This is a genomic window from Pseudonocardia sp. Ae150A_Ps1, assembly GCF_001932315.1.
GTDB lineage: Bacteria > Actinomycetota > Actinomycetes > Mycobacteriales > Pseudonocardiaceae > Pseudonocardia.
This window is the reverse complement of sequence record NZ_MCIJ01000002.1, coordinates 36,529-58,105: the sequence shown is the minus strand read 5'-3', so window position 1 is coordinate 58,105 and position 21,577 is coordinate 36,529. Positions and strand designations below refer to the sequence as shown.

At 68.8% G+C, this 21,577-nt stretch carries 17 protein-coding genes; 10 read left to right on the top strand and 7 right to left on the bottom strand.

All coding sequences use genetic code 11. The features are described from left to right. A partial coding sequence (locus Ae150APs1_RS33045; protein WP_212567352.1) for a hypothetical protein occupies window positions 1–308 on the bottom strand: 308 nt, incomplete at its 3' end. Between the two features lie 1,068 nt (window positions 309–1,376). On the opposite strand from Ae150APs1_RS33045, the gene Ae150APs1_RS29135 reads away from it, so the two are divergent. Next, on the top strand, window positions 1,377–2,846 hold the full coding sequence (locus tag Ae150APs1_RS29135; RefSeq protein ID WP_139317645.1) for a hypothetical protein: 1,470 nt from the start codon (window positions 1,377–1,379) through the stop codon (window positions 2,844–2,846). 340 nt (window positions 2,847–3,186) lie between these two features. Here the strand turns inward: Ae150APs1_RS29135 and Ae150APs1_RS29130 are convergent, their stop codons facing one another. Both Ae150APs1_RS29130 and Ae150APs1_RS29125 read right to left on the bottom strand, forming a co-directional pair. Then, window positions 3,187–3,618: a hypothetical protein gene (locus Ae150APs1_RS29130; RefSeq protein WP_139317247.1), complete on the bottom strand. Its 432-nt coding sequence runs from the start codon at window positions 3,616–3,618 to the stop codon at window positions 3,187–3,189. A 959-nt stretch (window positions 3,619–4,577) separates the two neighbouring features. Beyond that, window positions 4,578–5,021, bottom strand: a complete 444-nt coding sequence (locus tag Ae150APs1_RS29125; protein ID WP_075302859.1) for a hypothetical protein — start codon at window positions 5,019–5,021, stop codon at window positions 4,578–4,580. A gap of 2,168 nt (window positions 5,022–7,189) precedes the next feature. On the opposite strand from Ae150APs1_RS29125, the gene Ae150APs1_RS29120 reads away from it, so the two are divergent. The 7 genes from Ae150APs1_RS29120 to Ae150APs1_RS29085 all read left to right on the top strand — a co-directional run bounded on the left by Ae150APs1_RS29120 (window position 7,190) and on the right by Ae150APs1_RS29085 (window position 15,546). Beyond that, a complete protein-coding gene (locus Ae150APs1_RS29120; protein WP_139317246.1) occupies window positions 7,190–8,401 on the top strand; it encodes a hypothetical protein in 1,212 nt (403 codons plus the stop codon). 181 nt (window positions 8,402–8,582) lie between these two features. Next, the gene (locus Ae150APs1_RS31640) at window positions 8,583–9,023 is read left to right on the top strand and encodes a hypothetical protein (protein WP_139317245.1); all 441 of its coding nucleotides are present in this window, start codon (window positions 8,583–8,585) and stop codon (window positions 9,021–9,023) included. A gap of 532 nt (window positions 9,024–9,555) precedes the next feature. Further along, window positions 9,556–9,879: a hypothetical protein gene (locus tag Ae150APs1_RS29105; protein WP_075302851.1), complete on the top strand. Its 324-nt coding sequence runs from the start codon at window positions 9,556–9,558 to the stop codon at window positions 9,877–9,879. Beyond that, entirely contained in the window at window positions 9,876–10,322 is a 447-nt protein-coding gene (locus Ae150APs1_RS29100) for a hypothetical protein (RefSeq protein ID WP_075302849.1), read from the top strand. The genes Ae150APs1_RS29105 and Ae150APs1_RS29100 overlap by 4 nt, the downstream gene beginning before the upstream one ends. 6 nt (window positions 10,323–10,328) lie before the next feature. Beyond that, window positions 10,329–11,450 (top strand): hypothetical protein, encoded by a 1,122-nt coding sequence (locus Ae150APs1_RS31635; RefSeq protein WP_139317244.1) that lies wholly within the window; start codon window positions 10,329–10,331, stop codon window positions 11,448–11,450. A gap of 184 nt (window positions 11,451–11,634) precedes the next feature. Further along, on the top strand, window positions 11,635–13,959 hold the full coding sequence (locus Ae150APs1_RS34470) for a helix-turn-helix domain-containing protein (protein WP_075302845.1): 2,325 nt from the start codon (window positions 11,635–11,637) through the stop codon (window positions 13,957–13,959). 174 nt (window positions 13,960–14,133) lie between these two features. Continuing rightward, a complete protein-coding gene (locus Ae150APs1_RS29085; protein WP_249266613.1) occupies window positions 14,134–15,546 on the top strand; it encodes an SLC13 family permease in 1,413 nt (470 codons plus the stop codon). 541 nt (window positions 15,547–16,087) lie between these two features. Here the strand turns inward: Ae150APs1_RS29085 and Ae150APs1_RS29075 are convergent. The 3 genes from Ae150APs1_RS29075 to Ae150APs1_RS29065 all read right to left on the bottom strand — a co-directional run bounded on the left by Ae150APs1_RS29075 (window position 16,088) and on the right by Ae150APs1_RS29065 (window position 18,290). Next, a complete protein-coding gene (locus tag Ae150APs1_RS29075; RefSeq protein WP_083680583.1) occupies window positions 16,088–17,107 on the bottom strand; it encodes a tripartite tricarboxylate transporter substrate-binding protein in 1,020 nt (339 codons plus the stop codon). A gap of 134 nt (window positions 17,108–17,241) precedes the next feature. Next, window positions 17,242–17,421: an IS3 family transposase gene (locus tag Ae150APs1_RS34090; RefSeq protein WP_256385617.1), complete on the bottom strand. Its 180-nt coding sequence runs from the start codon at window positions 17,419–17,421 to the stop codon at window positions 17,242–17,244. 395 nt (window positions 17,422–17,816) lie between these two features. Further along, on the bottom strand, window positions 17,817–18,290 hold the full coding sequence (locus Ae150APs1_RS29065; protein WP_139317242.1) for a hypothetical protein: 474 nt from the start codon (window positions 18,288–18,290) through the stop codon (window positions 17,817–17,819). A gap of 353 nt (window positions 18,291–18,643) precedes the next feature. On the opposite strand from Ae150APs1_RS29065, the gene Ae150APs1_RS34465 reads away from it, so the two are divergent. Continuing rightward, on the top strand, window positions 18,644–19,591 hold the full coding sequence (locus Ae150APs1_RS34465; protein WP_075302841.1) for a hypothetical protein: 948 nt from the start codon (window positions 18,644–18,646) through the stop codon (window positions 19,589–19,591). A 191-nt stretch (window positions 19,592–19,782) separates the two neighbouring features. On the opposite strand, the gene Ae150APs1_RS29055 is transcribed toward Ae150APs1_RS34465, so the two are convergent. Continuing rightward, window positions 19,783–20,589 (bottom strand): class I SAM-dependent methyltransferase, encoded by an 807-nt coding sequence (locus Ae150APs1_RS29055; protein WP_075302839.1) that lies wholly within the window; start codon window positions 20,587–20,589, stop codon window positions 19,783–19,785. Between the two features lie 399 nt (window positions 20,590–20,988). Here Ae150APs1_RS29055 and Ae150APs1_RS31630 point away from each other — a divergent pair, with 399 nt between their 5' ends. Next, on the top strand, window positions 20,989–21,324 hold the full coding sequence (locus Ae150APs1_RS31630; RefSeq protein WP_139317241.1) for a hypothetical protein: 336 nt from the start codon (window positions 20,989–20,991) through the stop codon (window positions 21,322–21,324). Window positions 21,325–21,577: the final 253 nt, after the last annotated feature.

Below are 21,577 nucleotides of genomic sequence, written 5' to 3'. Positions count from 1 at the left end.
GCCACACGACCTGCATCATCAAGACGCGCAAGGCGGCCCATCACCCGAACGCAACGAGGGTCGAGATTCACGTCAAACGCCAGGAAGCTAGTTCCGAAGAATGCGGCTATCTCCTGCAACTTCATCGTCGGCGGCACATGGGTCCCTGCAAGGGCTCGCCTCAGGCTCTCGTGTGAGATCTGCACGCCGGCATCGCGCATCTGTCGAGCCAGCTTCCGCATAGACAGCGACGATTGTCCCGTTCGCTGCTCGTACTCCTTGATCTCAGATCGCAGCCGCTCACCCAGCTCCACCGCCGCCTGACCCACCAGTCTCCCCCTTGGTATGCGCGCTCGACCTCGCGTCCTGCAAGCCTTGGACTGCAGCATGACACACCCCGTTGACGACGGTGGTGCAGTGTGGTGAGGTAAGCACTACCGAGCGTCACTAGACGCCGTGGCCGTCGTTCCCCAAGTAAGCACCGCCACGCCGAACAGGTGACCGCCGGCCCCGAGTAGACGATGATGAGGTCCCGACATGTACCCCGCCCTCGATCCTGCCCTCGCAAGCGGCGCCAGCGATAATTGGCTCCGAGGCGAGCTCTTCCGCGCCGCTCATGAAGTCCTCCACGCCGCGCAGACTGTCGCTGACCCGCTAGCCGAGTCGCCAGCGCAAGCAACCGCAGTCGGACACCTACGCGCCGCCCAGAACATCCTCGATCCACTCATGGACATGATCGCATGATCAACGACACACAAGAGCTCGGTCGGGACCAGCGCGGCGGACACTCGACCCCACGCCAGAACCGCTAGGATCCACCGTCGGGCGGCTTCTCGGCTTCTCGGCTTCTCGGCTTCTCGGCTTCTCGGCTTCTCGGCTTCTCGGCTTCTCGGCTTCTCGGCTTCTCGGCTTCTCGGCTTCTCGGCGCACGACACGCACGATGAGAGGATCAGCGCGATGCAGACCTAGACCCATCCAACTACTGAACATCCCGGGCTGAGGATCAGAGGCACGCTAGAACTACGTCGGGCCCGACCCCTTAAAGAGGTCGGGCCCGATGTAGGAAGTGCAACGGAGTAGTAGCTCCGATCCCTTCAGCCCCCACCAAGAGGGGCGGATACGCGTTGCATGCGCAGGACAACCATAGCTCGACCGGTCAAGGCTCATCAACCCCCCCGGTCGAGGACGCTCAGAGCGTCTGTGGGTGTGCGGTTCGGGCCGGTCTCGACGTCGGGCTCTGGCCTCTGGTCGAGCTTGCTCCGGGGGAGTTGGCCGCTACAGCGGCCGCGGTGGCCGGGGTCGAGTGGCGTTCTGTCTGTGAGCTGGCGGCGGTGTCTGCGGCGCCGGTGATGTGTACGGGTTGTGTGCGTCGGTCCGGGCGGTCGCGGGACACGGTGTTGGACTCGGTGGTCTGTGATCGGTGTTGGGCGTCGGTCACCAACGAGGCTGCCACCGATGACGATGCTCCCGGGGCCGGTGACGACGAGGCCGCCGGGGTCCTGCCGCGGACTGCCCGGGACTGGGTGGGCGCGATCCGTGCTTCGGCCTGGTATCGGGAGCTGCGTGGTGATGTCCGTCCCCGTGCGGATCTTCTGCTCGACGAGCTGGCCCGCCGTGCGGACTGGGAAGATCATTACACGTGGCCGACCTGGGCGCGTTTGCAGGAGGTTTCGGGGTGGGCGCGGTCCTCGGTCGCGTCCTGGCTCGCGAAGCTGCGTGAGGCGGGCTGGTTGCTGCTGGTCGAGTCCGGTTCGACCCCGCAGTACCGCGGGCCGCTCCAGACCGCGATCCACGGCCGGTGCGGGAACCGGGCAGCGGTCTACCAACTCCGCCTGCCCGACCACGCGGTCACCGCGTCGAACACCGCCGCGGCGCCCGACGACGCCCGCCACGCACCCCTCACCGAGATCGGCGACATCCCCTCCGACATCCCCTCCGAAAGCTTCTCGGCGGGCCCGTCCGAGGCCCCGCCGGGGTCGTTGCGCGGCGAAAGTTGGACCCCAACGAGGTTTACTCTTACCGAAGGTAAGAGTTCTGTTCACACGCGCGCGAAAACGATCATCCACACCCCGGCCAGAGCCCGGGCCGGGGCCCGGCCCGCTGCGCGGCCGTGGCTGCAGGCCCGGCCGGTGCGGCCGGTGCGGCCGGAGCCGGCCTGCCACGCCCGGCGTTACGGGGACTGGTTCGATGACCGGGTGCCGCTCACCGGGGGGGAGATGCTCGCCGCAGCCCGACAGCTCCACGACGACCCACACCTCGCGCGGCTCTCGCCGCGGGCAATCCGGGCCCGGATCAAGCCGTTCTGGCGGGCCGGATGGACCAACAACGACCTACGCCACGCCTTGGCACACCAGCCCAGCACCGACGGACCTGCCCGCCGGGTCGAGCGCTGCCCCGCCTCCCAGGTCCGCTGGCCTACGGCGTGGCTCCGCCACCGCCTCGCCCCCTGGACCAGCCCGTCCGGGCCCCTCACCGCCCCCCACGTCGACGCCACCCACCGCGCCGGCCTCGCGGCCCGGCACGGCCACGCCGCCGCGCAGCGGCTGCCCTACGGCCACACCCAGCTCACCGTTGCCGCGCTACACGCTGACGACCAGCAGCGCACTCAGGCCCGCGCCCTCCTGGTCCGTAACCAGGCCCGCGACCGCCACGCACTCCTCACCGGGCTCGTCCCCGACCACGATGTCATTTCCGTTGGCGCCCGCGAGACCGCCTACGCACAGATCACCGCTCTACTCGCCGACCGGCGGTCCCGACGCCTCAGCTCGACCGGAGCGTCATGCTCACCACCGACACCCGCACCCGGCCGCGCGCTGCCGCGTCGCACGAACGGTGCTGCCGCGCCGCTTCCGGTCCTCGCCCGCTAGCGCGGACTGCGGTCCGGGTCGACTTGCCCACGACCCAGCGGTCACCCACAGCGGTCACACGCCCGCCACACCCGCTACGAGCACCTCTGCTGCGGTCATCAACGGTCCCCGACCAACAACCGGCCAGGACAACACGAGCGGCACGGAGAACACCAGCAGCTCCGCCCAGGATCCGAACGCTCGACACACCGCCAGTGTTAACCGCCGCCGAGCGGCGATGGTGCCCGCCGCGTGGTGCGTACGGTAAAAGCGCTGGTCCCGATACCTGCGACGCGATCATGTCGCGGGCCCCAGCCGCCCAGCCAGTCACCCGGGAGCCGGGTCGGAACGGCCGGCGCTGTCAGAGGAAGCCGCCGCGGATCAGGTCCACGCCCAGCTGCTGCTTCAGCATCTGCCGCAGCGGCCCGGGTGCCGTCTCGGCGACGACCAGCCGGTCCACCGTGCGGGTGTAGAGCTGTTCCGCGGCTTCGGCGCGTTCCACGGCGGCCACCTGAGCCAACGGCCCCCACGGGGCTTGCGCGGCAGCCTGGAACGCCGCCCGCAGCACCCGCCGGCCGTGCACCCGCCCGCGCCGCCGATCCCCAGCGGTCACGGCCACCATCACCGCCAGGGCCCGCCCGATCTCCGCGCGTACCGACGCGCCCACCACGACGTCATGATCCTCCACCACCCGACCCGCCGCACCGGCCTGCTCGGCCCGCAACGCCTGCCGTAACGGCACCGCCAACGCCTCCGCCGCCGCATCAGAAACATCGAAGGTCTGAACCACCACCCACGACCGCATATCGCCCTCTTCCCTCGTCGCCCTGCTGAGGCCCGCATCCCCACCGCATCCTGACCGCATCCACCCGGACTCTCCACCAGCACCAGCACCCGGCCCAGGCATCCCCTCTCCAGGCTGACCTACCCCGACCAGCGGAAACGACCCGCCCCATGATCGACACACGCCGCGGAGGGTGCTGCTATCCATCCTTGCCCGATAGCTCTGAACAGCCCTCTGACCTGGGGATTCGCGAACCCGCCGGGCTGACCGGGCCCCAGCACCGGCCGCCCGCACACCCTGCACCCATTACCGCGACCAGACATCGAGAAGTAGTGAGACCAGCAGAAACGACCCCAATCCATGATCATCATGTGGGGTCGCGCCTCCGGTCTCCGGTGTCGCCCGGCGCCCTGCGGACCCGGCTCCGAGGGCTCTGACCTGCAGATATTTGCGATAGAAGGCCCCTGGCCTGGGTGTCGCCGTGCGCCGCGCATGTCCCGCCAGGAAAGGGCGACATGCTATCGACAAGTGCCCGGACCAGCAGAAACCCCCTGGATCGGTGATCAACCGACCCCCTCGTTGCCGGTCCTGCCCGGCGATGCTCGCCGGGATCTTCATGTCGCTGACCTGGGCATTCACTCGACCCGGGGCCTTCACGGCTGCCGCCGCCGCCCGAGCGCCACTCCCGCGCCGATCCCGCCGAGCGGGTATCGGGAAGTGCCCGGACCAGCGGAAACGGCCCAGAGGAGCGATCATGAACGTTGGAGGGTGGCATGCTGCCGGACACCTGCACCGCCCGTGACGCTCTGACCTGGGGATCCCTCCCGGAAAGGACTTCGCCGGCGGTGCCACCCAGCGCTGTGCAGCGTGCCGCGCGCCGCGTGTTGCGGGCGGTGAAAGTGCTGGTCCCGATACCTGTGGGGCGATCTTGATGCAGTTGTCGAAGCTGGCCTGCTGCGCGGCGGCTGTTACGAGTCAGGTCTCAGGGCCACTTGCTCACCGATCGGCTCCTCATCGACGACCGGTCGGGCCCCTGTGGACTCGTAGAGGGCCTCCGCGGCGTCGCCGCGTTCCTCGACGGGCAGATGACCCAACGGCCCGCCCGGATCGACCACCGCGGCAAGGAACGCCCGCCGCAACACCCGCTGCGCCGCCGCCCGCCCCCGCCGCCGGTCCCCGGCCCCGACCACTACCTGCATCACCAATGCACTCCCGGTCAGCTCCCGCAGCTCAGCACCGCCCTCGACGTAGAAGTCCTGCAGCAGGTGGGCATCCGGGCCGCGCGCCTCGGCCTCCAACGCTGCCTGCAGCGGCACCACCACCGCCCGCGCGGTCTCGTCGGTGACCTCGAAAACCTGCCCCGCCGCCCACCCCCGATTCCTCATCGGCTCCTCGCTCCGCTCCTCGTCCACACCCACAACGCCATCACCCAGGCACCATCACCCAGGCGCCATCACACCCGCCCGGACCAGCGCAAACACCCCACACCATGATCGAGGCAAGGGTCCGCGCCAGTGGTGTCCAGGCAGGCACCCGCCACCACTGCACCGGCACCGACCTGGGAATCCTCCCGAACCCACCGCCGCCCTGCAGCAACACCTCCGGCCCCGACTTCACCTCCGGCCGGGGCGATACGCCATCGACAACTGCCCGGACCAGCGGAAACAAGCCGATGCATGATCAACCAGCGGCTCCGCGCGTCCGACCCTCGGAGTCGATGACCCGGCGAGGTTGGGTCTCTGACCTGGGGATTCTCTCAGGCTCAGGTCGGCCGCTCACCGCCGCCGGCCGCTCGCGCCACCCTCATGCCGACATGCGACAGGGCGTCGACAAATACCGGGACCAGCGGAAACGATCCGTTTCATGATCGCCCCACCGGGCGCCGGAGGCCCTCCGGGTGAGGTGTTCGCTCCCTGGATCGCTCCTCTGACCTGCGGATGTATCCGTACGTGGCCCGCCCCGGGGGGAGTCACCACTCGCGCCCGCCGCCCGCGACGCTCCGGGCGATCAGGTGTCGGTAAGTGTCGGGACCAGCGGAAACGCCACACAGAAACGATCATGGATACCGTCAGGCCCTGACGCTCGGCGCGACCCGTAGGGCCGCGACGCCTTGACCTGGGGATTCCTCTTGGTGCCGGGTTCGGTGCCGGTGTCATCCGGCCGTGTCCGACGCACCTCCCGACGTCTGATGCGTGAGGTGAAAGTGCTGGTCCCGCTACCTGTGGAGCGATCATGGGACGCCTTCTGCGCGGCCAGGCGAGCAGAGCTGCCCGGGTCGTCCGCGGCGGAGCACTCAGTGTCGGAACGTTCGGGGTCGGAACGTTCGGTGTTGGCGTGTTCGGCCGCGCCCGTGCCCTGCTATCCGCCGCCGATCCCGGGCCGCCTCGGGTCGCTGCCGCCCGCACCTCGGGCCGAACCCAGCGGCTGTGGCCGGCCGGGAGGTTGCCGCGCCGGATCGTGGGCCACCCCGTTCCCGTCACCGTCGCTCACGGCGCCGGCTGCCGCCTAACCGGCGTGGCCGCCGCGACCGCGCGGGTGTCGCCCTCCAGGTTCGCGTCACGGTCCCGCGCCGCAGTCCCGGGTGTTATCGAGCGCCTGGTGCATGAGTGTTCGGCCGTACCCGCTCAAGGTTTGCGCGGCGGTGTCTCCTTGTGTGTCTCGGTGGGTGTCTCCGGTGGAAATCCCGGGCTCCTCGCGCGCGTGCGTGACGCGCGCTTACGCGCGCATCGCGTTGAGCCTGGCCCGTCGGTGTGTCTGGCGAGGAAATTTCCTCGCCGGCATCTCGGTCGGCGCCGCCGGATCTCTCGAGCGTCCGACACGTGACACCGCCGCCGCCGACACCGCCGCCGACACCGCCGCCGCCGCCGGTGTGGTTGTTGCTGCTGCGATCGGTCGCGGTCCTCGGTCGGATCGTGGTGCGGCGCCGGTCGCCGGCTCGCCGCCGGCCGGCTCGCGTCCGGCCGGATCGCTGGCTGTGGGTCTCTGCCGGGGGTGCCGGTTGTGCCAGCCTGTCGGGCTGGTCGCGGCGGGTGCGTGGCCGGTGCTGCTGGTGGCCCTCGACGCCGGGGCCCGCCGGGGCGAGCCTGGGGTTTTTCCTGGCGGAAATTTCCTCGGTGGTCGGTGACTGGTGCGGGTCTCAACGCGATGTGCGCGTGGGCGCGCGTCGCGCTCGCGCGCGAGGCGCCCCGGAAAATTTCCCCTCGGCGGCATCCGCTGCGGCTGTGATCGCCGGGTCCCGCATGGGCCGTCGGCTGGGTGCGGTATCGGATGCGGTGGGTGTCCGGGCGGTGACGGCGGGTCGAGGTCCGGTCTTGTCACCGGGCCGGGCGGGGTGCTAGACATGGAAAAGACCGCCCGGCTGCTGCTGGGTGGGCGACCGACACCCCGGACATAGATCCGGGGCGCCGGTCTCACCAACCAACCTGCTGAAACGAAACAGGTGATCGGCTGTGAGGCATCCTGCCTGCACGATGTTCAATGTTCCACCCCCGGGTGGGGCGAGTCTTCCGGATGAGGGTCTGGGCTGTGAGTGGCTCGGCTGGTTCCCGGATGGGTGGACCGAGACGCTGATCGATCGCCTGTGGGCGTCGATCCCGCTGCCGCGTGGTTCTGCGTCGGTCTGGTCGCCGGGGTGGGCCCGATGAACGGCTCTCGCCCGAACGGCTCTCGCTCGAACGGTTCCCGGCCGCAGGGGTGGGCAGAGGGCCTGATCCCCACTGCGGCCCCTGGCGCTGATCCGGGCGCCGGTCCCGATGGCTCTGATGTGGCGGCGCCGCGTCTGATCGGTGAGGCCCGGTTGCTGGCTCGTGAGGTGGCTCAGGCCCGCGCGGTCGTGGCGTTGCAGGACGATCCGGCTCTGGTGCAGGCGCGGTCGGCGCGTGAGCGCCGCGCGGACCGCCGGGTCGCCGAGAAGCTGCGTGGCGCGGAGCGGGCGGAGGCCCGGCGGGTGCGGATGGGTGAGATCGCCGCTGCTCGTGGGGAGCGTCGGGAGGCCGGCTGGGCCGGGCGTGCGGTCGCGAACCGGGACCGGTTGCTGAACCCCGATCGCCGGCTGACGTCGACGTATCGGCGCTATGTCGGGTTGTCGATGGTGCCGCCGGCGTTGATCGCCGCGGGTGTGCTGTTCATGGCGGTGACCGTGCATGACGGTGTGGTCGGTGTCGACGGCCCGTGGTACGGCTACCTGATCGAGCCTCTGGCGTCGGTGCTGCTGGTCGTGTCGTTGTTCGTCGGGTTCACTGCGGTGCAGCACGGCCGCCGGATCCCCCGCGGCCTGTATGCCCTGGACGCCGGTCTGGCTGGGGCGTCGCTTGCTCTGACGGTGGTGCCGTGGGGTGTGCGGTATGGCTTCGACCCGGGGTCGACCCTGGCTCATGTGTTGCCGCCGCTGCTGGTTGCCGCCGCGGTCGTTGTCCAGCATGTGTTGCATTCGGTGTTCCGGCCGATCTTCGCCGACCTGTATGACGAACTCACCCCGACCCGTCTGGATGAGGCGTCGGCGGACACGGTGGTGCTCTATGAGCGGACCCGCCGCGCTGTGGCCGATGGTCTGATTCCTGCTCCGGGGGTGTCGGGGGAGCGTGCGGGGTCGGTGTCGCGGGAGGCGATCCGTAAGACCTTCGGCGTGGGTAAGTCCCGGGCTCAGCTGGCCGGTGACGCCTATGACCACGTCACCGCGTTCCTGCACCGCACCGCCGCGTCGCCCGCCGCTACGGCGTTCGGTTCGCCGACGGCGTCTGGTCGTGCGGCGGCGGGGCGTGTGAACGGTGTCCGGGTCGCTGCTCTGGCCTAGCCGGGCTGCGTCCCCGCCCCCTCCGGGCGGTCAGTCCTGACCGTTTCGGTGTGAGTGTCTGTCTGGTTCTGTCTCGTTCTTTCTCGGGCTGTCTTCGTCTGGCTGTAGCTGCTGTAGGGGTGGCTGTGCGAGCGAAGGTGTCCGTTATCTCCTGCTTCTTCCTTTTTGGGGTGAGGTTTGCGTGTCTGTTGTCGTGTCGTCATCGGGGCTGTCTCGTCAGGTTTCTCGTCGTTCGCCGGTCCATTCGCTGGATCACCCGTCGGGCCGGTCGGGTCTCCCGAGCGATCCGGGTCAGTTGTCGTTGCTTCCGCCGGAGCGGGTGCGGGTGCGTCGTCCGCGGTTCGCGCCGCATCCGGTGCGGGCTGCGGTGTCGCGGTGGGTGCCGCGGCTGGTGGCTGTGGTGTCGTCGGTGCCGGTGCTGCTCGGTGCCGGTGGTGTCGGGTTCAGTGTGTTTGTGCTGGTGGGGGCGATGTTCCCGGCGGCCGGGGACTGGTCGGTGCCGCGGGTCGTGATGGGGGTGGCGGCGGTGGTGGTGTGGTGCGGCGTCGCCGGGCTGGTGGTCCGGGCTTGTGAGTACCGGCGTGCTGTGGGGCGTGGTGTGGGTCGGGGTGGTCGGCGGTGAGCGGGTATCGCCGTCGCGCCGCTGTGTTGTCCGGTGGGGAGGCGGAGACGGTGTTGCGTCGTGGTCGCCGTGATCGGCGCAGGTCGCGGTTCGTGGTGCGTTTCGCTGCGGCGGGGAGCGATGTGGAGCGGCTGTGTGCGGCGTTCGATTACGCCCGGGGTGCGGCGAGTAGGCGGCATCCGGACCCGGCTGAAGCGTCGCGGCTGGTCGAGTCGGCGACCTCGGCGCTGGTCACGGCGGGGGATCGGCTCCTGGAGCTGCAGGCGCGGGAGCCGCTGAGGACGGGAAGGGCCCAGCGATGAGCGCGGCAGCGAGTACAGCGGCGAGTACAGCGGCGAGTACAGCGGCGAGCGCGGCGTCGGTGAGTGAGTCGGCGCCGAGGGTGACTCCAGAGGTGTCGGCTGTGGCGGGGAAGGCGGGGTGGGGTCCGGTCCCGGCGGCGGGGCCGCCGTGGTGGGCGCGACTCGCCCGCAGTGTGTCGAGAGCAGTTGTCGATGCGGTGGCGGGCTGCCGGGCCGTGGTGGAGCGTCCGGTGACCGTTGCCGAGGGTCTGGAGCTGGCCCGTCGTGGTGACTGGACGTCATCGGAGCATCCGATGGTGCGTCAGGTCGCCGTCGTCCATTTCTGGGTGGTGCAGGCCCCCGCTCTGGTGGTGTCGGGGGTGGTGGGGTGGGCGTCACGGACCCCGGGCCGGCTTTGGACGGTCGGGCCGCTGGCGGTGACGGTCGCGTCGGTACTGGATCAGGTCCCGGTCGTGGGTTTGCTGGTGCCGGAGTTCGTGACCTGGTCCTACTGGACGCCGGCGTCGCTGGGGACCTGGCTGTCGGGGGCCTCGTCTGCCGGGGGCACGTCGTGAACGCGGCGGGGTGGGCGTCGACCGGGGTGGTCGCGGCGTTGGCGCTGGTCCTGGGTGGGTGGCTGAAGTACAACCAGAACTGCGCGAAGACGACGAACGCGTTGTTCCTGGTCGCGGGGACCGGGATCGGCGGGGTACTGGGCACGCTGCTGGGTCGGGTGTTCACGACGGTGTCGGGGGCGAGTTCCACGGTCACCCAGCTGTTGGGCGTGGCTGGGGGGACGGTGCTGGCGGCGGTGTGTGTGGTCGCGACGCTGGAGGTCGTGGTGAAGGGCATCCTGCCGAAGACCGCGCGCCCGAAGTCGTGGCATCCGTGGCTGGCGTTGACCGCACCGACCCTCGCGGTCGCCTCCGGTGCGCCGTTGCTGGCGGGTTTCTACAGCGTCCTGGCTCGCGGGGTCGGCGGTGCGGGTGCGGTGGCGTCGACGTGGATCACCGGGTGATCGCGGGTGGAGACGATCCTGCTGGTCGCCCTGGTCGTCTGGGGCCTGGTGAGATACGCGGGTGCGGAGGTGATCGCGACCGCGCGGGGCACCGAGCCACCCCGCCTGCGGGATCGGCGTCGTCGTGCTGAACGTGCGCATGAACGGCGTATGGCGAAAGACGCTCGCCGGTTGGGGCCGACGATCGCTGAAGCCCTGGCCGGGCGGGTGGCGGAGCGGATCGCGCACCCGCGGGGTCGGCGCGAGCCCGGCCCGGCCCGGCAAGCGTTGGGTGCGTGGTGGGCTGATGGCTGGGATTACGCCACCGAGCGCCGGCGCCGCCGTCATGAGCGGGCCGCGGCCGGGGTGCTGCGGCGGCAACGCTGGGCCCGCGCGGTGCGCGACCGCGCCGGGCAGACGACGCGGCGGCGTGGTGCGGGTGGCCGCGGCGAGTGGACGGCTCGCCCGGGACCGCCACGACCCGCGGAACGTGACACCGGCCGGACTCCGGAGGAGGAGCTGATGGTGATCACCGTCGACCCGCCCGTGACCGGGACGGCCCCGGGGAAGAAGCCCGCGGGGAAGGAAGCCGAGGACCTGCCCACCGACGGCAGCGTTCCCGAGACCGAGACCGAGACCGAGACCGAGACCGAGACCGAGAGCGGTGTGGGTGTCGGGTGGGCGACGGTGCATCCGCTCCACCGCCCGGACCCGACCAGCACGACCAACAGCTCTGTGACCGGCAGTGACGTGACCAGTAGTGACGATGGGAAGGACGGTCTGATGACCGCGATCAGCACCAGCGCTAGCGCCAGCAGCAGCAGTGTCGGCGTTTCGGGGGCGTCGATGGGGAGTGGGGAGACCCTGGATCCGGGGAGTGCGCATCATTTCTGTGAGCAGATGCGCGGGTTGGCTGAGCGGATGTTCACCGAGATCGAGCAGTCTGTGGCCTCGTTGTCCTCGGCGGGGGTGTCGGGCGCCCCGATCGCGTTGCTCGGGCAGATGCAGGAGCACGCGGCGCTGTTCCGCGACAGCGCCTCGAGCGCGCAGTCCCATTTCGCGCGGCATCTGTCGACCCAGGACCAGGTCCTGGCCGATGACTCCCTGGCAGCGACGGTGTCGGGCACCTACATCGGCACCCGCACCTGACGCGTCTTCGATGGGCTCTGGCTTGTGAATGCGCAGGTCGGAGCCCATCGGGGTCAGCCCCGTCCTCGGAAACCGGTACGTGGGTACCGGTCGTCGAGCGTCCGTGTCGTGGCGGTGCGGGGCACCACCGAACAGCACCGAACAGCACCGAACAGCACTGAATGGCTGAGTGTCTGGAGGATCGATGAGTGCGGCGATCGAGTCAGGGGTGGCCGGTGCGGCTGGGGTGAGTCCGGAGGTTCTGGCTGCGGCGTTGCAGCGCCTGACCGCCGCCGAGCCTGTCGCGGGTGGGGAGGTGGTGGTGCGGGCACGGGGGTCGGTGTTGCGGCGGGAATCCCCTGGTCAGGTTGTGGTGAGTGAGCGGGCGGAGCGGGTGCGGGCTCGGGTGTGGGCGCGGCGGGTGCCGTATCTGGCCACGGCCGCGGCCGCGGCGGCTGGGGCGCTGGGCTGGGCGGTGTGTGATCTGGTCGCGGTCTCGGGCGGGCCGGTTGCGGCGTCGGTGACCGCCGTTGGTGCCGGGCTCACTGTGTCCGCCGGGGTGGCCGGGGCGCGGGGGTGGTGGCGGCGCCGGATCCCGTCGTCGTGGACGACGGCGTCGTGGGCGGGTGTGGTGGGTGCGGGGGTGTGGGTGGGGGCGTCGGCGGTGGTCGGCCCGGCGGATCCGGCGCTGCTCGCCGCGCTCGCGGCGGGATCGGCGGCGTGCTGGTCGGGTTGGATGGCCGCTCACCCGGTCACGGTGCCCGCGTCTGGCCTGGTGCTGGGCCACGACGAGGACGCCGGTGATGTGGGGGACGGGTTGGCGTGGCGGTGGGCTGAGAACGTCGCCGGCCGCGGGAAAGCTCTCCCCGGGTCACTGTTGACCGACCGTGCGGATTCGGCGCGGGCGGTGCGGTGGACGGTGCGGACTCCGCCCGGTGAGCTGTGTTTCGACGACATCCTGTCTCGTCGGGGCCGGATCGCCTCGGCGTTGGGTGTGTCGGGGAAACAGCTGGTGGTGGAGCCGTATCCCGATGACGAGGGCTGGGCGCAGCTGACGGTGATCATCGCTGACGTGCTCTCGAGCGGGATCGCGTTCACCGGGCCCCGTTATGAGCACGGTGCGATCCCGTTGGGCCCGTATGCCGACGGGGAGGGCGAGATGGTCTTCCACGCGGTGGAGGCTGTCGGTGTGCGCAACGGTTTGGTGACCGGGGAGCCGGGGTCGGGGAAGTCGGCGTGTCTGGAGGCGATCGGGCTGGGTCTGGCGTCGTCGGGGTGCTGGCATGTGTTCTTCGGTGACGGTGACCCTGATGGCGGCTCCAGCCCGGTGCTCAATGATGTCGCCGATTGGGCGGAGTCGGGCCCGGAGGGTGTCCTGGCCCAGCTGGGGGCGGTGGAGGCCGCGTTGGAGGTGCGGTCGTTGCTGAAGTCCACGCTCACTGAGGGCCCGTCCGCCCCGGACGGCGTTCCCGGGGTGCTGGTGGCGATCACGGACCCGGCGGTTCAGCCGTCGGCGCGGAAGCTGTTGCCCGCCCCGGGGTTGCCGGGGCTGGTGTGGGTCATCGATGAGTTGCATCGGCTGTCGACGCATCCGGTGTTGGTGGCGGCGGATTTCATCGGACGGTTGGAGCGGGTGGTGCGGATCGGCCGTAAGTACGGGGTCGCTGTCGTGGTCGGGACGCAGTCTCTGCTGGCGCCGGACTTCGGTGGGTCGACGGTGCTGCGGAGCTTCCTGTCCGCCCGGAACCTGTTCGCGTTCCGCAACATGAACCGTAGTGAGAACGTCGTGGTCGACGGGCTTGCCGTGGCGCCGACGTCGTTGCCGGCCGGTGGTGGGTATTGCTTCGCGAGTTCGGGTGGGCGGATGGCGATGGGCCGGGTGGCGTGGGCGCCTGATCTGGGGGAGTGGGTGCGGTCGGTGCCCGGTGCCGCTCTGGATCCGGACACCGCGGCGGCGGTTCTGCGGTTCCAGCCGGCTCAGGGGCTGTCGCCGAGGGCGCGGTGGGAGGCTCAGACGGCGAAACTGGCCGCCTGGCGCCGCAGCACCGCCACCAGGGCCAGTGGCGTCGGCGTCGGCGGTGGTGTCGCCCCGGTCGTGGAGTCTGCGGCTTCGGTGGTGTTGCCGGGGTGGTCGGGTGTGTCGGTGCCGGCGGCGTTGACGGCCGCCGATGTCGTGTCTGTGCCCGTTCGGGGTGGGGGGCCCGTGGCCGGCGATGGGCCCGGCCTCGATGACCTCGGGAGCAGCGCTGACCTCAGCGCTGACCTCAGCGCTGACCTCGGTGCTGAGGTCGGTGCTGAGGTGAGTGGGTTGTCGCCTGCGCAGTCCGAGGTGTACGCCGCTCTGGTTGCGGGGTGTTCTCGGACCGGGGAGATCGCTGCGGCGTCGGGGCGGAAGGCGCCGGCGGTGTCGAAAGCGTTGACCGCTCTCGCCGCTGCGGGGCTGGTGACCAAGACCGGCCGCTACTGGGCTCTGTCGTCGCAGTCGCAGTCGCAGTCGTCGTGGGCGGTGTCTGCGGCGCTGGTGCCGTGACGGGGGTTTTCGTCGGTCCGGTGAGGGTGGTGAGGACGCCGGGGAGTTTCGGTCTGCAACATGATCGTTAGTTTCTTTGTGATCATATGTTGCGGGTGGGGGGCTGGCTGGCCAGTGTTCGCACATCGACCGACAATGGTGAGGGTCCACGTGCTTATCGCTCTGGGGTCCGCGATGATCGCGGTCTTCATGTTTTTGATCTTGTCGAAGCGGCTTGCTCCGACGTTGGCGCTGGTGTTGGTGCCGTTGACGTTTGCTCTGGTCGCGGTCGGTACGGGGGTCGCGGAGTCGGGGGAGGACGGGGTCGTCAAGGCGATCACGTCGGCGATGAAGGACTTCGCGCCGACGGCGGTGTTGCTGTTCTTCGCGATCATCTTCTTCGGGACGATGATCGATGTCGGGTTGTTCGACCCGTTGATCCGGTTTGTGTTGCGGGCGGTGAACAACGACCCGGTCCGGCTGGTGGTGCTGACCGCGGTGCTGGCCGGCGCGGTGTCCCTCGACGGTGATGGGTCGACGACGTTCATCATCACGGTGTCGGCGTTGTTGCCGATCTACCTGCGGCTGGGGATGAGCCCGGTGACGTTGACGGTGGTGGCGAACCTGGCCAACGGGGTCCTCAACATTTTGCCGTGGGGTGGGCCGACCGCGCGGGCGGCGACGGCGTTGAACGTGTCGCCTTCGGAGTTGTTCAACCCGATGATCCCGGGGATGGTGCTGGGGATGGTCACGGTGCTGGTCCTGGCCTGGCTCCTTGGCCGTTCGGAACGGAAGAGGCTCGCCGCCGCGGGGCGGCCGCTGCCGGTCGTGGCCTCGGAGTTCGACCGGGTTCCCGAGCACGCCGCCGCCGGTGTCGCCGCCGCCGAGGTCGCCGGTGCCGGGGGTATCGGTGTCGGTGGGGCGGAGTCTGCGCCGGGGGTGGGGTTCATCGATGCGGGTGGGGTTCTGGATCCGACCCGCCCGACGCTGCGGCCGAAGCTGATCTGGTTCAACCTGGTGTTGACCGTGGCACTGCTGGTGGTGCTGGGGTTGGATGTGTTGCCGTTGTCGCTGGTGTTCGTTGCGGCGTCGGCGATCGCGTTGGTCGTGAACTTCCCCCGCCCGGCTGATCAGGTCACGGCGGTGACCGCGCACGCGTCGTCGATCGTGGCGGTGGTCGCGATGGTGTTCGCTGCGTCGGTGCTGGTCGGGGTGTTGTCGGGGACCGGGATGGTCGCGGCGATGGCGAACGGGATCATCGCGATGGTGCCGCCGGAGATCGGGTCGTGGTTCGCGGTGATCGTCAGTGTGCTGAGCATGCCGTTGACGTTCTTCCTGACTAACGACGCGTTCTACTTCGGGATCCTGCCGATCCTGTCCGAAGCGGCCGGACATTACGGTATCTCGCCGGTGGAGATGGCTCGTGCGTCGATCATCGGGCAGCCGGTGCACATGACCAGCCCGTTGGTCCCGGCGATGTTGCTGCTGGTGTCGCTGGCCAAGGTCGATCTGGCTGATCACCACAAGAAGGTCATCTGGCGGGCTGCGGTGTGCTCGCTGGTGATGATGGCAACGGCGATTGCGCTGGGAGTCATCCCCCTGGGCTGACCAGCGCTGGATCGCCTTCCCCCGGGTGGGGCGGCCCCGACTCCCCGGGGGCCGCCCCACCGGCGTGTAGGGCGACGGCGGGTTTTCTGGCGCGGCCGAGGTCGAGGCTCCTCAGCTTGATCTTTAACCTTGGGGCGGTGCCGTGGCCGGGCCGGTGGTGCTCGGCGACACTCCGGCTCGGCGGGGCGATCTCGCCGGGTTCCGGCAGGAGTTCTACGACTCGTTGACCGCGCGGGCGGATGCGCTGTTCGAGCTCTGTGACGCCGTCCTGTGCGCGGCCGGCCCGGTCCATTCACGCGTCGAGCTGACCCCTCGCCGAGAACCTGTGGTCCACGCTGAGCCTTTTCCATCGTGAGTTCGCTGGTCAGCGAACTCACGATGGAAAAGGCTGTGTACGAGCCGCAGTTCTCGTTGTCGGAGATCCGTGAATCTGTCGATGAAGCTCACGCAGCAGGTGTTCGGGTCGTTGTGCAACTCGCCGTCACGAGATGCAGCACAAACACGACAGAAAAGACTCCATCCTTGTTTGTAAAATTTATAGTTATAATATTCCAATCTCGCCGAGTGCTTGACGAACACGCAAGCGCTCGACATTCAAAAATGAGTGGAACTGGGAGGGAGACAGGTACCCATCTTGCCAATTGTTACTGGCGAGATAAGTCTTCCATTCAGCAGAGGTTGCAAGTCGCCATATGAGTTGCTCCAGCCCAGATCGCTCTGTCAGGCTTACGCCAGGAGATCCGAGCACGCCACGCCAATTTAATACTTCAACATTAACTCCGAACTCTCGCCCAGTGGGTACATCCAATCCCTTCACGCGGCTGTCGGCCATGACCGCCAGGGCCCGGAGCTCCCCCGTGCGGAGCTGGTAGGCGAACTCGCCAGCTCCTGCGGCCGCGAACGAGACCTTGCCATCGAGGAGCGCGCTCAGGAGGGGCCCTCTACCGTCGTGGGCGACGTAGCGAACTAGCTTTGGCTTCAGGTTGATGTATTCAGCGGTCAGCATCGGCGTCAGGTGATCAGGCCCCCCCGGAGAGGAGCCGCCCCCCACTGCAACAGCAGAAGGATTGTCCTTCCAATCTTTTAATAGATCGCTGAAGTTGTAGTACGGAGAATTGGCGGACACCAGGATCAACTCAGGCTCTGTCGTGAGGCGAGCAATAGGAACGGCCTCACTCAGTGACGAGTCAGCGTTATTCGCAATCACTCCTCCTATGAGGCCTAGCCCCATGGACATCAGCAGTCGAGAATTACCGGTATCACCGAGGAGGCGATAGAGGCCTTCGACGCCGCTGGAGCCGATAACATTGAAAATTTCAACATCGTGAGCCAGATCGGCATTCTCGAGCGCTTCGGCCATGGCCTGGGCATTGATGTGGTATCCACTGCCCGGTGAGTTTGGGACAATCAATCGCAGGCCCCGTACATGCCCGTCCATGAATTCCATCAACGGCTGCTTTTCGTGGAGCGCGCCCGCGCTGAGCGCCATGGCCCCTGCACCAAAATACGCCCCCAGCTGCCGACGGGTCAATTTGCCCTTCGAGAAGGAAACGTTTGACATTCATATATCCTTTAGTGCGTGTTGGGAAAGTCCTCGCCGAAGTAGCTCCCGCGTGGTCGGAACACGAAGGCTGGCGGAACTTCCGCAGGTCGCCCGAGTGAAGCTGAGCTTCCCCCGGTTCGCCGGAGTGCGGGTTATCTGTCGGCGTCGCGCTGGGCGCGACGATAGTTGTCTTCGTACTCGTCGGGTGAGAGCCCGCCGAGGCGGGCCTGGATGCGGCGCGGGTTGTACCAGCCGTCGAGGTAGCGGATCAGGGCGTGCTCGGCGGCGCGGCGGGTCGCGAACGTGGTGCCGGGCCAGTAGAGCAGCTCGATCTTGAGCGAGGCTTTTCCAACCTGCCGTTTGACCAGGTCAGGCCGTTCCGGGGCCGTCGCACCGGGACGGCCGGTAGAGGGCTGACCTGCATCAGCGGTTATCCGTCGTGCTGCCGGAGCGGCTTCGGTGCTGCTCTGCAGACGCTCCGCGGCCAGGTTGGAAAAGCCTCAGTGAGCCTTTTTCAACCTGGCTGGGACGGGGTGGGTGGACGTCCTCCAAGGCCGCCCGATGGCCCGCCCGTTCCCTGTCGATGCAGGTCACGCCGGTGACTCCGCCAGCCTCCGACGTCGCGTCTCAAGCTTCCGACCAGGGCCAACGTCAGGTTGGAAAAGGATCAGTGCACAGGTTAAAGATCAAGCTCAGGTCAGGTCGAGCTGTCGTCGTGGGAGGGCCGTCACCAGCGGTAGCTGAATTTGTCGATCTTGAAGCCCATTTCGCGGAAGTAGGGGCTGACGACCTGGATGGTGACGGGGCCGCTGTGGCCGTTGTTGCTGACGGTGTGGCGGGTGGTGTAGGTGCCGCGGCCGTCGGCGTCGCTCATGGTGAACTCGAACTCGTAGGTGCCGGGTTCGTAGAAGCGGATGGTGATGAATCCGCCGTCGATCTCGCACCACAGTGGGTCGCCTTGGCGGCATTCGGGGTTCCCGCCGGGGCGCACGGTGGACTGGCTGGATCCGCTGTTGCCGTAGGGCTGTCCTGGCGGTGGGGTGTCGGCGTGGGCAGCGGGTGCGACGGGGGTGAGGAGCAGTGCTGCGGCCAGCGCGCCGGCGGTGGCCAGCCCGGTCACGATGCGTCGAACCAGGGGGCGTCGGGGGGAGCTCTGGTCGTGTTCAGGGAGTGTGATCGTCACGGAATGGAAGTAGATCACGGACTGTGCGTGACCGGAAGGTGGTCGTGTGTCGTGACAGCAGCCACCTGGTCGGGTGACGATGGGGTCGTGCTCGGTTCTCGTTGAAGCGTCCACGGTGTGCTCGACGGTGTGCTCGCTTCTTGTCGCGGCTGCGGGAGTCGCGGGAGTCGCGGGAGCCGCGGGTGGCGGTGGGTCGGTGAGGACGTGTCAGGGGTCCGGGTGCCGCCGCGCCACTTCCGGTCCTCGCCCGCCCGGGGGGCGGGCTGCGATCACGACGAGCTCCGGGTCGGTGTGTCGCCGACCGGGGCGGGGTCGGTGAGGGTCGTGGGTGCTCTGGTGTGGGTGTTGGCAGCGTCAGGATGCGATTATCGGTGTCGTTCACGGGTGAGATGACGGGCTGGGGGGACATCCTGATGACCGCTGACTCTGCCGCTGACTCTGGTGTTGTTGGCGCGGGTGGCGATGACTCGGCGCCGGTGTTGATTTTCGGTCGGGGGTCGATGACACGTCTGGTCGATGGGCGGAAGACCGCGACCGTGGCTGGTGCTGATCATGAGCTGGCTGTGGGTGATGTGGTGATGGCGATGGTGCCTGGTGGGGCGGCGCGGTTGTTGTTGCGGGTGCGGCAGTGTCATCGGGTGCCGGAGGTGTCGATGGTGCCGCAGGTCGCTGCGGCGGCGGGGCTGGAGTTGTCGTCGTTCACGAAGTGCCGGTCCTGGGATGGGTATCTGCAGGGGGTGGCGCAGCAGGAGTTCCCGGGCCCGGTGTGTGTGCTGGGCCTGGCCCCGGTGGGGGGGTTGGTGGGGGAGGTTCCGCCGAAGGGTCGCCCGACACCGAAGCGGAAGCGTCAGCCGCCGCCGCCTCCGAAGCCCAAGCCGGATCCGAACGCGTCGAAGGCGGTGAAGGGTGGCTGGCTGCTGGTGGGGTCGTCGGGGCCGGTGAAGGTGACACCGTTGACGATGGTGCATCCGCTGGATAAGGCGGTGTTGCAGCAGCGGATCGGGGCGGTGATGGCGCGGCGAGCACCGTCGTTGGAGGTGCGTCGGGCGTTGGGCCCGGTGGTGGGGGCGTTGCTGGAGAAGGGGAAAGCGGGCCCGAACGGGTTGGGGAAGGCGGATCGGGAACGGCTGAAGGGTCGGCTCCCGGTGGCGGTGGCGTGGTTGTCGCAGCATCAGTTGCTGGTGCGGGGGGCGTGGAATCCGAAGTTGCTGGTGGGGTTGCGGATCCGGCATGTGGTCACCCGCGGTGGCGCCACCGCCCGGACCGCGTCTGGGTCCGCGTCTGGTGCTGCTGGTGGAGTTCGGGGTGGTGGGCGGTGAGTATGGCCGACCGGATGGTGCCGTTGGGGTATCGCACCGAGGCAGGTCATGACCCGCAGGTCGCTGCCGCGGCGGCGCGGGTCGTGCTGGCGCGGGCGGTGGACGGGGCTGATGCCTCGATGTTGATCGAGGCGTTGGGGTTGGGTGAGGGTGTCGCTGTCCTCGCCGGCCGGTGCGTCGATCGTGGCTGGTCAGGCACCGGCGAGCGCGGTGACGGTGATCCAGGGTGGTGAGTGCTGGTACTCGGCCCAGTAGGCGTCGCCGAACAGGTCCCGGCCTTGCGGGGAGACCGGGCATCGGCCCCACCCGATCTCACTGAACCCTGCCGTGCGGAGGCATTCGTCGATGAGGTGTGGGTGCGGTGCGTGGAGCCGGAACGACACCGGGGGGTCGCAGTGCGCTGTGAAGACAATTTCTGTCGTGGCGGTCGAGTCCTGCGCGTCATCGGAGTCGGCATCGGGGTCGGCATCGGATGTGATGTCGAATTCGATGCCGTAGTGGCGTAGGCCTGGTCGTGACAGTGGGGAGCTGGGGTCGGTGAGCAGCGCGACGAGGCGGGTGCCGGGTCGGCAGTTCGCTCGGATGGAGGTGAGCATGGCCTCCAGCGTTGCCCGGTCGGGGGCGTAGTTGAACAGGTAGACGGCCAGGACCACGTCGTAGGTGTCGAGGTGGGGGAGTTCGGCGGCGTCGTGGACGTGGTAGGTGATCGAGGCGGGAGAGGCCTGGGAGGGACCCGAGAGCCCCGAGGGCTGTTCCCGGCGTCGGGCCTCGGTGATCATCGTGGTGGAGTTGTCGACACCGTCGATGTGTCGGGCTCCGTGGTCGCGGCATAGGCGTGCGTAATGGCCGGTCCCGCAGCCGAGGTCCAGGACTTTCTGCCCGGTGAGGTCTCCGAGGAGTGCCCGGACAGCGGGTATTTCCCCGTAGCGGGCGGCGGGGAGCTCTTTCACCGCGTCGTAGGCGGCTCCGATGGAGTCGTACTGGCTGTGCGGCGACATCGACGCCCCTTGAAGGAGATGAACAACCCGTCAGGAGACACGCCCGGGGGAGTTCAGCAGGCCTGCGCGCCCACCGAGCGCCACCATCGAGTGCCCACCGGGCGTCCCGTGATGAGCTGATTACCACTTCCTGGGGGACGGGTCAACAGGAGCGTCCAGGTTGCGTCCACGGTGTGAGGCCGTTTCCTTGTGAGTCTGGAAGGGGGGCTGGTCGTGCCGAAGCAGATCCCGGGAGGAGATCAAGCAGCGAGTGGTCGGGGGACGGGCTGTGGTGTCGGTCGGTGGAGCGTGTCGCTGAGTGGGCGTCCCGACCTCCAAGTATGGCCACGTTAGAGTGACCGTGATTTACGCGCAGTAACTTGTGTGGTGCGCGGTGTTCGAGGAAGGATGACGTGTGTGATGACGGTCTCTCGTCGTTTCGGTGGTGGTCTCGCGGTTGCTGCGCTGGCTGCGGCGCCGATGCTCGGTCTCGCCGGGACAGCGCTGGCTGCTGACACCACCGGTCAGGCTCCCGGTCAGGGAGTGGTGCCGACGGCGCCGGTGGACAACCGGGGTTGGAGCGCGGCCGGTGGTCAGGGCAAGTCCGGCGATGACATGGCTGATGAGCCCTGGCGGGTCAACAAGGACTGGAACTGGGTCAAGGACTGGTGTGTCAACCACACCAAGGAGTCCAAGCTCCCCGGGCAGCCGAGCTCTTATGCGGGGATCAGCTGCCCCCCGGTCTGGAACGACTGACCACCCTCACAGGCCTCACAGGCTTTATGGACCTCACAGCCTGGGTCTAGGGCTGGTCGGCGCGGCGGGCTCCGCCGCGCCTGGAACTCCCACGGGGCTTCCTTCCCCGTGGTGATGGCGGTCCCGGCACCTGCAGCCCCCTTCATGATCGCTCTGCAGGTGCCGGGACCAGCTCCTTTTCTATACCCACTTCTCTACCTACCGCGGCCGGGGCGGGCAGCATCGCTGCCGCCTGGACGGCGCGGGGTCGCAC